Raw genomic sequence first — 13,873 nt, 5'->3', positions numbered from 1 at the left:
TAAGTTTCACAATGACAAAGTACATCTTATCCGTTGACGGCGGAGGCATAAGAGGCATCATACCGGCCATAATATTAGCAGAAATAGAAAAGAGAGCAAAGAAACCGATTGCTGAAATCTTTGATCTTATGGCAGGAACTTCAACAGGTGGCATCGTTGCAGCAGGGTTATGCAAGAAAGATGAACGAGGAAAACCTCAATACTCTACAAATGACTTGGTCCAGCTTTATCAACAATATGGATCATATATCTTTGAATCATCATTCTGGAGAAGGTCAATCGCTTCTTGGCTAAATGGTGCTCAATACTCATATAAAAACATAGAATTCATTCTCGATAAATACTTCGGCAAAAGTACTATTGCTGATGTTTCAAGTAATCTACTGCTTACCAGTTATGACATTCACAATAATTGCCCATTTTTCTTTAAAAGCTGGAGAGAAGACAGAAACTTTATTAAACTAAAAGACGCGCTCAGAGCTACAACAGCTGCACCAACGTATTTCATACCAAAACATCTAAAAATCAACCAGATAGACAGAGTATTAGTGGATGGCGGGGTATTTGCCAATAATCCAGCTGCTTGTGCATATGCAAGTGGCAAGAGGTTGTTTCCAAATGATGATATTGTACTGGTATCAATAGGTACTGGAAGAACAAATAGAAGTATAAAGTATACTAATTCAAGGAGATTTGGAAGAATAGGGTGGATAAAACCACTACTACATGTGATGTTTGCTTCAAGTTTAGATGCAATAAACTATCAGCTTGATCAAGTAATAGGCGACAAATATATACGAATACAATCGCAACTGAAAGTAGCATCAGCTGAGATGAATAATATTACATTCAAAAATATTAAATATCTGCAGCAAGAGGCAAATGCAACGATAGAGGACAACCAGGAATTAATAGATAAATTTTTGAAATGCCAAGCAAGATAAAGAACTTATATAAAAAAGCAAAGAAGGGCTTAAAGAATATAATTTCGCCCAAAAAGCATAAAATTGTGACTAAGGGTCAAGAAGCTAAAATTTCAAACGATAAGCCAAAACCGCTCTCTGAAATTGTGATGAAACCTAGCCTATGCTCGGAAGTAACCTCTAAAGCAGAAAACGTCAAAAAAGATAAAAAAGGAATAAAAGAAAAAATAAAAAGCTTAAAAACAAAACCCGTAGAAAAAGAGCTGAAAAGAGGCAACGTGTTCAAAAAAAGCTTCAAAAAGCTAAAAGCAAAAGTAAAAAAATTAAATCCTATAAAGGTTAAGAAAAATAAGATAATCGGGAGCAAGAGATTAGCATTTTTATTGACATCTGGCACGATTATAGCAATTTTGCCGACATTCAATTTAGCCCCTTTTGCAGCGTTAGCAGTAACTTCTGCATGTGTTTTCAGTATTAATTTTATTGCAGTCAAAACATTAAAGAAGTTTATCAAACAACGCAAATTAGCAGCAGAATCTAAAGAAGTAGCTGAACCAAACAAGCCGGAAGAAGAAATTCAAGATGTATCGATTCAGCAAGTAGCGGAAAATTCTAAACAAAATTCCAGAGAATAGATTGGCAACTTCTAATGCAGACATATTTTCAGTGTAGCAAATAAAGAAAAGAAAACAAATTTTGCTTGTAAAGTCTCCTCTTCGCTACCCTGGGGGCGCCGTTTCTCAAATTATTAATAAATATATTCCAAAAGGGTTATCTACGCTTTGCTCTCCTTTTATAGGTGGGGGATCAATAGAGCTAGCATTAGCCAGCAGAGGAACAAAAGTTTATGGCTATAGACCTGCTGAGAATCAAGCAATAAAAAGAAGGAAAGGAGGGTGACTAAAATCAAGGTTAACTAAAAGGCGTGCTTAAGATTCACAATACCAGCAATAATATTGAACCTCAGGTTGTATTTTTTCTGAAAATTGCGGTAAACATGAGACATAATCTTAAATATCTTTATCTCACGGATCTTATTTTCTACTCTCATTCTAAATGATGCTAATCTTCTATTATGCTCTTTCTGCTCTGGAGTTAATGGCTTTTTACGATACTTTTTATATGGAATTATAACATTGCTTTGCAATTTTTGCCAACCTTGATATCCAGAATCGGCATATTTTATGCTATCGATTGGTAAATATTTTTCTTGTTTCCTTATGCGAAAATCATTAATTCTACCACGATATGAATTTGACACTGATAAAATTCTTCCACCTTCTTCGATAACAATCTCAGTTTTCATAGTGTTGGTTCTTTTTTTTCCTGAATATGATTTCTTCCGTTTTTTACTATCTTCTGGTCTCTGTATTTGCTGTTCTGTAACATCAGCCAGAATCTTCAGTATTTTTTCTGGTGTCATACTTCTATCTTTTGTTATAGTAACTTTTTTGGCAAGTAATGGCTCTATTTTCTTCAGTAACCTAAATACATTTGCGTTGTGAACATTGAACAGGCACCCTAAAAATCTATGTGTTATGTAAGTGCGATAGTACAAAATTACGCAAAATAACTTATCTTCTAGAGTTGGTAGTTGTGATCTTCTACCATGGCACTTTTTCTGTTTTTCAAGTCTTTCCCACCCAGACCTAACTTTTTCCACTACCTTTTCGAACTCCTCTATAGTTAAACCTGTTATATTACGAAAGTTTCTTGGGTGTTTCTTCATGTTATAGTAACTAAAGCTCATTTTTTTACCTTACTCAATCTGCTTATTCTTCTTCTACTTCTCTCACATTATTTTTTCAATCACCTTTTGCAGCAGGTCTTATGACGCTTTTCAACCATTAGTAAGATTTTGGCAGGTGCTTTTAGAAGATGCTTCTTACCTTGCGGAGGTAGTTAGGAAATACCAAAATATGACATCTACCATACTTACAAAAAACATTTTTCACCTTGAAAGATAGAATTGAAATTGCTGCAGCATTTTTTGCATTAAATCGCTCATCTTTCAGCGGTACAACATTGTCGGGCGGTATGTCTCCAGACGTTTTACACTAAGTTCAATAGAAAGATTGGCAAAATTCTCAATTAAAAATCTTACTGTGGATTTAGCTGACTTTAAAAAAAGTATTCCTAAACACGCAAATATATTGTGATCCTCCTTATTTAATTGATCAAAAACTATACGGAAGAAGAGGTTGACCATGAAGAAACTTTTGTCGACTCGCGATGTTATCGTATAATGATTGTGAGGAAATACGGGATATGTATACAGAACATCACATCATTGAACCCAAATGGAGTTATGGAATGGGCAACTCAAAAAAATCAAATGAGATTTTAATCTTGAGTAAAGACTATAGCAAGTTTCAGTATCGCGGTCAAAAAATCAGTAAGTAAAGAAAATTCAGAGCAAATTTCCAAATAATAGATTTCTATATTAATAGATTTGCTTAAATATCTCTCTATTTCTATTTAAATATTATATATTTAATAAAAAACACTAGCAAAGCGGGAATTTTATTCGTAAAATAATCCAAAAGTGAGTGCAAAAGTTAATAATTTAAAAATGTTTGTCGCTGCATACTTGAATACAAACACATTTTTTGTGGGGTTGTTATGACAATAGAAAAGATGTTAAAAAAGGCTGCAAAGGAAATTTATCACCTCAGACATCCTAGTATTCTTTCTTTATTAGTTCGTGCAGCCTTCAAAGAGATTATCAATAGTAGATTTGGTACTAAAATTTTACATTTCTCTGCAAAACGCGATCTTTACAACTTATTTCTATTCCTTGTGGAATATGATGCTAACGTTGATGCCGTAAATAAAAAGGGCAATACAGTATTACACGTTGCCTCTCAATATGAATCCACAGCAATAGCAGAGGTTGCTGTAGTTATGAGCAAAAATGTTAATGCTCAGAATATCGATGGCGACACTCCTTTGCATTATTCAATAAAGTATAAGCACCTTGATGTTATGCAAAAGTTGTTACAATGCGGTGCAGATATCAATTGCCAGAATCGTCTCGGTGAATCTCCTCTTCACATGGCTGTAAAATATGCTGACACAGTAACGTTGGGATTGCTGATCAAAGGGGACGCTTTTCTTGAAATTAAAAATATAGAAGGAAGTACCCCTCTTCACCTTGCAGTTTCATTGAATAAAAAAGATCATGTGGAGCTTTTATTGCAAAATAGAGCAGATATTAACGCAATCGGAAGAGATAGTTGTACTCCTCTGCACCTTGCTGTTATGAAAGGCAATAAAGAAATTGTCGAGTTATTATTAGATAGGAAGGCAAACGCTCATCTGAAATGTTTTTATAACTCTGAAGAAGGTTATACAGTACTGGAAAACGCTGTAGCAAATCGAAAAAAAAAATTGTAGCATTGTTTCTGCTTCATGGAATCATTTTAGAGTAGAGAAGATGTCCTACGAGCAAATCGTTATATACGGTATAATATTAATTATTGCTATTAAAATATTTCTCTTTTTCAGAAGAATATACAAAAATCTCGTCAGAAAGGCTCCATTGAGAGAGAGTGAAAAGAAAACAGAATATAACTTTGAGAATCACGACATCCGGGTTTATAAAGAGAATCCGGAAATAGTTGCTATTGCAAAACCAGTGGGCAAATGGACAAAAATGGCTATACTCAATAATGAATTGATGCAGCGTTTGGCTCAATTGATAGCGGAAGAAGGCGATGAGAAGGGATACTGGCAGCTATTTGTGAAAGCTCAAGCTTCAACCCATGGTAAGTATAAGGGAAGGGGAAGATAGCTCCGTTTGGTAGATCATACAACTTGTTTCTCTTTCGCTGCTGAAGTTAGTATACCCTTTTTATTCTTTATAAACAGCTTTGCACAACAGCCAACATTTGTGCAAAGGTATTCGTTAACCACTTTCTATCAATGACTTTATTTTATCTAAATCACACTCCTTGCTTGAAACTTCTTTTTATAACTGAGGTTCACAAAATAACGTATCGCTCTATAGATACACCTTTTATAGCTCTTATTATTTTTCGTAGTTTTTCCACTCTTAGCTCCTAAATATAAAAACTATGCATAAAAAAAATATTATATATAAATATCTATAAAGGTATATCTTTTTATTTTAGGTTTTCCTCGCTGATTTTTACTATCTCAGACACAAATGTGCACAATGAATCCTTTAATCTTTGATCACCAATTTTTTGATATTCTTGCATTATACTCAATATCTTGTTTTCTCCTTGACCATCCTCATCTTCACAATAGGTTTCATCTTTTGATGTAGGCAGTAGAACTCCATAATGTAATGATAATCCTCCTGCTATTTTAGGTACTGTTTTGAACGATATGTCCCCTTCCTCATATCTTTGTATTTGTGAATTTGTTAATCCGGTCCTATCTGCTAACTCTGTCTGTGGATAACCTCTTGCAAACCGCCAATCTTTTGCCTTATGCGCCATTTGGTAACTTATAGGTCTTATCTCTGTTGTAACCTTTCTAATTTGAATCCCCTCTGACACACATCTGGTTAATGCGCACACCGCATCACGAACTTTTTGGTCCTTAATTCTTTTTAGGTTTTGCACTAAATCAAAAGCCTTCTTGTCTTCACTGTTAATACAATTTATTGGCTTCGGGAAGAAATATTCAACATCACGCGGTGATTTTTGTGCTATCCTTTCGAGCGTTTCAGGTAGAATGTTGTGTATCCCTCGCTCATACTTTCCTATTAGTGACTTTGCTACACCAGTTTTTTCTGCGAAATCCGCTTGAGAGCAATTTAGCTCTAGCCTAACATCTTTGACCTTTTGAATTATATGGTAGCATAAAGAATCAGGATCTATCTTCTTTTCGGTACTCATGTTTTTATTCAATTGCAGTACAAATATATATACCCTTTTATAAAATTTTATTAAAGATAAAACGTTTTTTAGCTAGCCAAGCGGCAAAGTTAAATACTTTTCTGTTTTTATTTAAATATTATATCTTTAATAAAAAACACTAGCAAAGCGGGAATTCTGTTTGTAAAATACCACGAAAGTGAGTGCGCAAGTTAATAATTGATTTACAATTGTCGCTATATACTGAAACAGTGGTTGAGGTAAAAATTATGACTGAAAATACATTAAAACTACAAGAAGAAATAAAGCGTCACAATGAGTTGTACTATCGGGAAAATATATCAGAAATAACCGATGCAGAGTACGATGAACTGGTAAAAAAAGTAGATATTCAAACCGTTGGTACTGCGCCTGATAGAAGATTTTTAGAGGTGGAACATATTGTACCAATGCTCTCGTTGGACAAGGCTCATGGACGAGATGAAGTTGAAGAGTTTCTTGCTAGGGTTAAAAAACTTCTGAATGTGCATGAGTTGGAAATCATATGTGAGCCAAAAATTGATGGATTGTCGTTTTCTGCAATTTATGAGGATGGTATGTTCATTAAGGGTTTAACTCGAGGTGATGGCCATTACGGTGAAGATGTAACAAAAAATGTTGCAACTATAGCAGGATTGCCTAAAGTTTTACCTGATGTAAAGGGCAGATTAGAGGTCAGAGGAGAAGTCTATATAAGAAATGACGACTTTTTAAAATTAAATGAGAACAATGGATTTTCAAATCCACGCAACACAGCGTCAGGTTCATTAAGGCAATTGGATCCAAAGGTTACCGCTAGTAGGCCACTTAGGTATTTCGCATATTCTTTAATTGGTGGAACAGAAAATACCCAGTCTGAAGTATTAAATACGCTGAAAAAGCTTGGATTCTGTGTAAATGAGCATCAATGCTTAGCAAAGAATGTGGACGAAATGCTGGGGTTTTATAACAGAATCTATAATGACCGTTATAGTTTAGGGTATGATATTGACGGAGTTGTCTTGAAGGTAAATAATTTAACATTACAAAGTCGTCTTGGGAATACCAACAAGGCTCCAAAATGGGCAATAGCACACAAGTTTCCAGCAGCTCAAGGAAAAACTAAGATAAAGAAGATATCAGTACAAGTGGGCAAAACTGGTGTACTCACTCCAATCGCTGAATTAGTGCCAATAAACATAGGTGGGATGGTTGTTATTAGAGCAAACCTGTATAATAAAGATGAAATTAAGCGTAAAGACATAAGAGAAGGAGATGTCGTAGTAGTGGAACGAGCAGGCGATGTGATTCCTAAGATCATAGATGTAGACAAAAGTTTTCGTTCTCCAAATGCACCAAAGTTTGTGTTTCCTGATACTTGCCCGGAGTGTGAAAGTGCAGTAGATATATTTGAAGATGAAGCTGCAGTTAGATGTTCAGGTGAAAACGTTTGCCCAGCACAGCAAATAGAAAAGCTGAAATATTTTGTTTCTCAGTTGGACATTACCGGCTTTGGTGATAAGCAAATAGAGTTCTTTTATGACCTTGGTTTGATAAGGAAAATATCTGACATTTTTGCTCTCGAAGAAAAACTCAAAAATTTCAACTTAAGCGAGCTAAATGGATGGGGAAAAAAAGCAATATCTAATTTACTCAAATCCATTAATAGCAAAAGAGTTGTGAGTTTGGATAAATTTATATGTTCTCTAGGGATTCGATACGTCGGACCACACGTAGCAAAATTACTAGCAAAACATTATAGCTCATATGAAAATTGGTATTCTGCTGATGAAGAAGAATTAATGAGCATAATAGGTGTAGGAGAAAAGATTATAGATTCATTAATATCTTTCTTCTCTGAAAAAGATAATGTTAAAATGGTAAAGAATCTTGCCTCTCAACTAAAGATTGAGCCTGTAAGTGCTAATGTTAGTAATTCCCCTCTTAGCGGTAAAACGGTAGTTTTCACTGGAACCCTATTAACAATGGATAGGAAGACAGCACAAACAAAAGCAGAATCCTTAGGTGCACAGGTGAGTTCAAGTGTATCGCCTAAAACGGACTTCTTGGTTGTCGGCGAAAAACCTGGGTCAAAGCACAAAAAAGCTGTGGAATTGGGTGTTAAAATTTTAACTGAGGAGGAGTTTAATAAACTAATCATGAGAGAAAAATAAACGCTATTAAAGGGTATCTTCGATGGCCATTACAGTTGCTAAATTCATGATATCCATTTGCTGGTCTTTTAAGGTACCTTACAGAAGGGTTGATTAAAAGATGTACAAAAGGACGTCTAAAGCAGAAAATGCGATTTTAAGCCCATTTCTGAAGGTCATTTTTTCTCGAAGCTTAAAAAAACAAGATTTCAATATAAAAAAGTTGAATATTTCTTCAGAATTGTGTATAATTATTAATGCTTTTTAGGTACCCTTGCTATGGCTCTTTCGAAGTTTCTCGATCCGAAGAATGATGTCGCATTTCGGCGTATCTTTGGTACTGAAAAAAATAAAGGTATCCTTATTCACTTCCTCAATGATATTCTTGGCTTCACTGGTAAAAATGAAATAAAGGATATAGAGTTTTTAAGTACTATTCAAGACCCTGATATCGCCGCTAAAAAGCAAAGTATTGTTGATGTTCTCTGCAGAGATGAAAATGGGGTGCAAGTGATCGTCGAAATGCAGGTCGCTAAAACTAAAGGCTTTGAAAAACGTGCCCAATACTATGCAGCTAAAGCTTATTCAAGACAAGCTGATAAGGGCGATCAATACCATAACCTTAAGGAAATTATCTTCATTGCTATAGCGGATTGTATCCTGTTTCAGGACAAGTCTGAGTATAAATCAAAGCATACTATTCGGGATGAAGATACTAATGAACACGATCTAAAAGATTTTTACTTCATATTTATTGAATTGCCAAAATTTCCAAAAACCAAAGAGGATCAGCTTTCAAGTATAGTCGAGAAATGGATCTACTTCTTTAAATATGCAGATGAGACTAGTGAAGAAGAGCTGGAAAAAATAATAGGTAGTGATCTAATAATTAAAAAGGCCTATGAAGAGCTAAATAGATTCAACTGGTCAGAAAAAGAATTTATTGCCTATGAACAGGAAATAAAACGTATTCTTGATGAACAGGCTGTCCTCGCTCAAAAACTTGATGATGCTACTGAGAAAGGTAGACAAGAAGGCATCCAAATCGGCCATGAAAAAGGCAGAGAAGAGGGCGAAAAACAGGCTAAAATAGCAGTGGCTAAAAATCTACTTAAAGCTGGTGTATCTATCGATTTAATAGCTGAATCTACTGGCCTTCCTAAAGCTGAAATAGAGCAACTTCAGGAAGAATTAGCCTAACGTGATCTTTTTAGTTGGTTATTTACTGTCACACCACTTAAATAAGATTCAGGTCTATCATTTGTTTCATCAGTAGTTCCCGGTGACCGACTAGTGTTAGTGAGAGAAACAGTAGAGGCAATAGTTGCAGAATCAGTAGTACTACTATTTCGGAAAACAGTGGCAAGATGTTTTATTGACCGCTTTAAAGAGAATTTCGGCTCGCGTGTTTGCTCTGCTTCTCCAATTTCACTTTTTGAGCCTATGAAAGGAATTACTTTGGTTGCTTGTACTACTTCTTCCATGTTCTTACCATTTTTTAAGCTATCAAGATACTCCCTAGCTGTCATACTCACCTCTTTTTTATCTATTAGATCCTGAAACTTTTTGCTACTTAAATTCATATCGGCATTGATAAGCAACGGTACACTACCTTCTATATTAATTTTAGTTCCGAAGTCATATAGCTGTACCCTGGATAATTCTTGACCATTAATCTTAATAAGACCAAGCTTCTTATCCTGCTCTGCTAGAAGTCGACGTTCTGTTTTAATTTCCTTTGCTAGAATTTGCTTATCTTGACTAGACAGTAGATTATTTGCTTTGTTCACATCGAAATGCTCAATAAGAAAGCCTTTATCTTTTATTTTATAGCCAGCAAACTCTACTGCTTTATCTAAGACCTCCATAAGCTGATCAACACTTTTTAGCCCAGAAACAAACGCTGCATTGCTATCAAAATAAGCATAATTATCACCAACTCTATAAATAGCAACGACATGATTGCTTGTTACTAAATGAATAGCAAAGTCACCTTTAATTCCAGCTATATAATTTGATAAATCACTGAATGTTTTGTAGCCCTTATTATGAATCAAGCTTGAAGGTAGACTATTTGTAGCAGAATCTAACTGCCTTTCAAAATTGTTAAGTAATTTACTAAAAGCAAAAACCTCTCTTTCTTCTCTTTTAGATATTGGGTTACCCCGTGCTATACGCTCGTAAATTTCAGCTGAAGTTTCTAAATTATTCAAAAATGATTTGTTATTCTGTAAGGATAAAGCCTGAGATAAGCTACGAGTAATTGCAGTACACTTACCATTAATTTTAACATTCCTTGCTTCAAAAGAAGGCAAATAAAGACCTTGTTTTATTGATTCAATTAATGCACTTTGGAAATTATGTGATACAAATTGTGATAAATGTAAATATGCTTTCTGTTGTTCTTGACGAAATTGTATTGAACATCCATCATGACTGTCATGGTAACCGTACTCCTTTCTCACATGTTCCGTTCTTTGGTAGTATGCAAGAGATCCCGGTCCTGCTCCTCCTGCTGCATCTCTCAATCTTCTCCGTCGCTCTTTGTCATATACTGGCGCTGGAGCATTTGCCACAGCTTACCCTGCTCCTACTACCACATCTCCCACAAGTTGTACTGTTTGTAGTGTCGCATCTACCATAAATCCTACTGCTCCCAATACCACTCCTGCTGCCAACCCTCCTGCAACCAGTGTTGTTCCTACTGCCACCTCTCCTGCATATGTAGCAACTTCGTTTAGAGAATAATCATTTTCATAGAGTAATTGCGTCACTCTAAAATGAGGCCATAGCTCCCTAGCAATATCAAGTGGCTTTTTACCATCCTTATCTTCAGCGTACACATCGGCCCCTTTATCAATTAGAAGCTTTGCAACTCCCTCTTCACTTTTTTTGGCAGCCCAATATAATGCTTTCATACCATCATTATTTCTTACTTCAGTATCTGTACCATAATCTAATAATATCTGTGTTGCATTTACATACCCATTTTCAGTAGCCCACATCAATGGCGTATCACCTTCAGTATCCTTAGCGTCAATATACTGGCTTACATCTCTCTGTGTTTCTTTGATTTTATTGAGAACTAGTTTTATTACTTCCTCATTATTACCACTAACTGCTGAATGTAATACTGTATGATGACTATTTCTTGCCAATACATCAGCTCCCCTATTAAGGCATTTTTTAACCTCATTAAGATTGCCTTGATCTGCAGCATCAAATAATTCCTGATCAATTTCTCTCATAAACCCTCCTATGATACTAGTCTTTCTTTACACTATAAAGTTGCTACTAAATTATGTAAATTCATTACCCGTAGCACAAATATTTTTGATTGCAATAATTTTTTTGAGATTATAAGTTTTGGCTTTATCAAAAATAAATGGCAAGAAGGTTAAGCTGTGGTAATGGGAAGAAATTGGAACTAAAAAAACTACAGCGAAGATAAAGTGCAAATAAAGTTAGACATAATAATAAAGATTTTATTCCATTGTTTTTAGATAAATCTCTATTAATTCAGCAATATATATCATCAAAGACTTAAACAATACAACCATTTTCAGCAACCAAAACCGCCGTACGTGAGAACAATTTTTCTTGGAATGGATTGGTCTAGAGTTAAGATCTTGGATATTTTTGAGCACCTTTAGTAAGTAAGCGTTTTCTCCATTTTCAAGTTTTCGGATCGAGGTATAGAGAGTTTTTTACTATTTGTATTGCTCTGCCTCTGATGCTCTCTCCTTTGACGGTAATTTTATATCATTACACTATAATATGTTGCAAATATTATGCCAGAGAGTATAATAAAACCTATATAAAATACTTTACAAGAAAAAGTGGTGGTAGAGGCAAAAGTGAACATTAATAAGAAGGAAAGCGCATGCTAGAGCTTGAAAAAGCAGCAAAAATAAAAAATATTATTGAAAGGTTAAATGGCGTATGGTATACTATGTATAGTGTAAAGATATAAATAATTTTATTGACATCTTTATATTAATAGTTCTTAAATGTTTAGTACTGTAGAATTAAATTATTAAGTTTTATAAAGGTAGTAAAAATAGTGGAAAGCTTTTCAGGTAGTAATAAAGACACTAATTTTATTGAGATGATAAAAATAATGGAAAATTTTTCAGATAATAACAAAAACGGTAGCTCAATCTTCCAAGGAAAAATCAGGGAGCAAGATTTCTCTGCAGAGCAAAAGCTAAACGAGCTAAAAGCAGCCATAGAGGAGCTTGACAGACAAGATTTGCTCAGAAGAACCGAGTGTGAGCGTCAGGCCTCTAGTTATGTCGATGAAATGTCATCTCAAGCAGAGCCACATATCGGAGAAGGAGATGATGAGGATTACTTCAATGGTGAAAGAGAAAGAGTATTCGGAGATTTCTGGAGTTTCTTTGAACCTCTCTTGAACCTTTTTGAAGTAAATGTAAGTCCGCAAGACTACCAAATGCTCAAGGAGAAGAAAGAGAAAAACTGGCTTGCTGCGATAATTAAGTTTTTGCGTGACAAGCTTAAGGAGTTAATCAAGAAGATCTTCACAAATAATTTAGATTTGAGTTGGGACAAGAGGTTGGACAAAGAGATAAAAGAATTGAAGGAGAAATTAGACAGTGGTAAGTTATCAGAAGAAGAGTTTGCAAGGGTGCTCGAACGTCTACAATTTTTGCAGGGTCTGAAACTCAAGTTACAGCTGGCCGTTGTCGGATGGATTGTTACAATGTTCGCAGAGATGTTTGGAGTTGAGCTAGCAGCTATAGTAGAGGCATCTACAGAAAAAGAAGATAAAAAAGCAGAAAAAACATCATTAAAGGAAGAAGCAACTAAAGAAGTTCGTGAAAACGTAGAAATAAAGGTAGATGAAAGAGAAAAACCTAAAGTGCCAGTTTCCCTTTTTGACGTTTCACCTGGATTTGTAAGGCCGGTTGTTCTGAGCAAACCAGAACTTGAAATTGTGTCAGATCCTTTGAAACATCTATTGCGTTTTACTGAGCTTGAAAGAAAATATCATGAAAATTCACAAAAACCAGAAAAAGTGAATGAAGAGAAAAAAGCGAAGCCGAAGGTAGCTGTGTGTCCACCTGCTCCAAAGCCTGCAACGAATACGACGGAGCAGGGGAGAAAAAAGGTTTATGGATGCGATAGTGATTGGGAAAAAATGATAAAGCAAGATAACAATAATACCTGTCAAGCTTCAAGCCAATTTGCTAAGAATAACAAAGATGCTTCAGACACCCAAGGCGCTGTTCTTAATAGCCAACCTATCCCAAAGCCTATTTCTAACAAAGGAACTTCAAGGCAACCTAACGGAAGAGCTCCAGGAGAATCTGTTCAGAAATCTGCAACAAAGCAATCCATTAAAAGTTCTGTTGCTGATTGTGGATTTGATTTTAACATAGGTACTTGGAATGGTGCTGAGCATGAAGGTTCTGTAAGTAATGCTCAACCACCAAAAGGATTGACTAATGATGTAAAAGTTGAGAAATGTGTAGAAGGTCAGTCAGCAGGGAAGGTACTATAACGTTAGATTACAGTGATTTCTTTTTTGTCATGTGATCTAGGGTTCCAGTACTGGGATGACAAGAAAGGGTAGCGCGTGACGCTAGAATCTAGAAAACTGAATTTTATGAAAAAGAGTGAATAAAATTAAAAAAAAAAATATAAAAAAGTGCTTGCACTTAATTTTATTTTTAGTATATTAATTACATAATATTTTTACTTGGGAGTCAATATGCATAGTGGTAATGATAAAAAAGGTTTTGATGCTGAAAAGTGGAAACGTGAGAATACAGCACCAGGTGGTGGTATAGTGCAGGGAGCAAAAGGAATGAGGTATGATGACCATAGTAACGCAGCCAGAAAAGTAGAAGAAAGGAAACGTCAGTCTAAGCAGTCTGGTAGTTCTATGAACCGTTAAGTTAAAGGGTAA

12 protein-coding genes are annotated in these 13,873 nt (G+C 35.2%); 8 read left to right on the top strand and 4 right to left on the bottom strand.

Annotation, left to right across the window (positions count from 1 at the left end; all coding sequences use genetic code 11):
* Nucleotides 1-11: 11 nt before the first annotated feature.
* Entirely contained in the window at nt 12-944 is a 933-nt protein-coding gene (locus tag AAGD69_RS00225) for a patatin-like phospholipase family protein (protein WP_341812167.1), read from the top strand.
* Complete coding sequence (locus AAGD69_RS00220; RefSeq protein ID WP_341812166.1) at nt 929-1,558, top strand: hypothetical protein; 630 nt, start codon at nt 929-931, stop codon at nt 1,556-1,558. Before AAGD69_RS00225 ends, AAGD69_RS00220 begins: the two co-directional genes overlap by 16 nt.
* Before the next feature lie 281 nt (nt 1,559-1,839).
* Here the strand turns inward: AAGD69_RS00220 and AAGD69_RS00215 are convergent, their stop codons facing one another.
* Nucleotides 1,840-2,652 (bottom strand): transposase family protein, encoded by an 813-nt coding sequence (locus AAGD69_RS00215; RefSeq protein ID WP_410529812.1) that lies wholly within the window; start codon nt 2,650-2,652, stop codon nt 1,840-1,842.
* Between the two features lie 893 nt (nt 2,653-3,545).
* On the opposite strand from AAGD69_RS00215, the gene AAGD69_RS00210 reads away from it, so the two are divergent.
* Nucleotides 3,546-4,319: an ankyrin repeat domain-containing protein gene (locus AAGD69_RS00210; protein ID WP_341812165.1), complete on the top strand. Its 774-nt coding sequence runs from the start codon at nt 3,546-3,548 to the stop codon at nt 4,317-4,319.
* A gap of 40 nt (nt 4,320-4,359) precedes the next feature.
* Nucleotides 4,360-4,716: a hypothetical protein gene (locus tag AAGD69_RS00205; RefSeq protein WP_341812164.1), complete on the top strand. Its 357-nt coding sequence runs from the start codon at nt 4,360-4,362 to the stop codon at nt 4,714-4,716.
* 331 nt (nt 4,717-5,047) lie between these two features.
* Here AAGD69_RS00205 and AAGD69_RS00200 read toward each other — a convergent pair whose 3' ends face one another.
* A complete protein-coding gene (locus AAGD69_RS00200) occupies nt 5,048-5,791 on the bottom strand; it encodes a helix-turn-helix transcriptional regulator (protein ID WP_341812163.1) in 744 nt (247 codons plus the stop codon).
* 248 nt (nt 5,792-6,039) lie between these two features.
* Between AAGD69_RS00200 and ligA the strand changes: the two genes are divergently transcribed.
* Nucleotides 6,040-7,962, top strand: coding sequence for an NAD-dependent DNA ligase LigA (gene ligA, locus AAGD69_RS00195; RefSeq protein ID WP_341812162.1), 1,923 nt, complete (start codon nt 6,040-6,042; stop codon nt 7,960-7,962).
* Between the two features lie 258 nt (nt 7,963-8,220).
* Nucleotides 8,221-9,141, top strand: coding sequence for an Rpn family recombination-promoting nuclease/putative transposase (locus AAGD69_RS00190; protein ID WP_341812161.1), 921 nt, complete (start codon nt 8,221-8,223; stop codon nt 9,139-9,141).
* On the opposite strand, the gene AAGD69_RS00185 is transcribed toward AAGD69_RS00190, so the two are convergent.
* Both AAGD69_RS00185 and AAGD69_RS00180 read right to left on the bottom strand, forming a co-directional pair.
* Nucleotides 9,138-10,517, bottom strand: a complete 1,380-nt coding sequence (locus AAGD69_RS00185) for a hypothetical protein (RefSeq protein WP_341812160.1) — start codon at nt 10,515-10,517, stop codon at nt 9,138-9,140. The two genes, AAGD69_RS00190 and AAGD69_RS00185, sit on opposite strands and share 4 nt — an antisense overlap.
* A gap of 3 nt (nt 10,518-10,520) precedes the next feature.
* A complete protein-coding gene (locus AAGD69_RS00180) occupies nt 10,521-11,189 on the bottom strand; it encodes an ankyrin repeat domain-containing protein (RefSeq protein WP_341812159.1) in 669 nt (222 codons plus the stop codon).
* 815 nt (nt 11,190-12,004) lie between these two features.
* Here AAGD69_RS00180 and AAGD69_RS00175 point away from each other — a divergent pair.
* Together AAGD69_RS00175 and AAGD69_RS00170 are read left to right on the top strand one after the other, a co-directional pair.
* On the top strand, nt 12,005-13,465 hold the full coding sequence (locus tag AAGD69_RS00175) for a hypothetical protein (protein WP_341812158.1): 1,461 nt from the start codon (nt 12,005-12,007) through the stop codon (nt 13,463-13,465).
* Between the two features lie 210 nt (nt 13,466-13,675).
* Complete coding sequence (locus tag AAGD69_RS00170) at nt 13,676-13,861, top strand: hypothetical protein (protein ID WP_341812157.1); 186 nt, start codon at nt 13,676-13,678, stop codon at nt 13,859-13,861.
* The last annotated feature ends 12 nt before the right edge of the window (nt 13,862-13,873 follow it).

It is taken from the genome of Wolbachia endosymbiont (group A) of Conops quadrifasciatus, assembly GCF_964027015.1.
Classification (GTDB): Bacteria; Pseudomonadota; Alphaproteobacteria; order Rickettsiales; family Anaplasmataceae; genus Wolbachia.
Note: the sequence above shows the minus strand (reverse complement) of the source record. Positions and strands in the feature narration are given on the sequence as shown.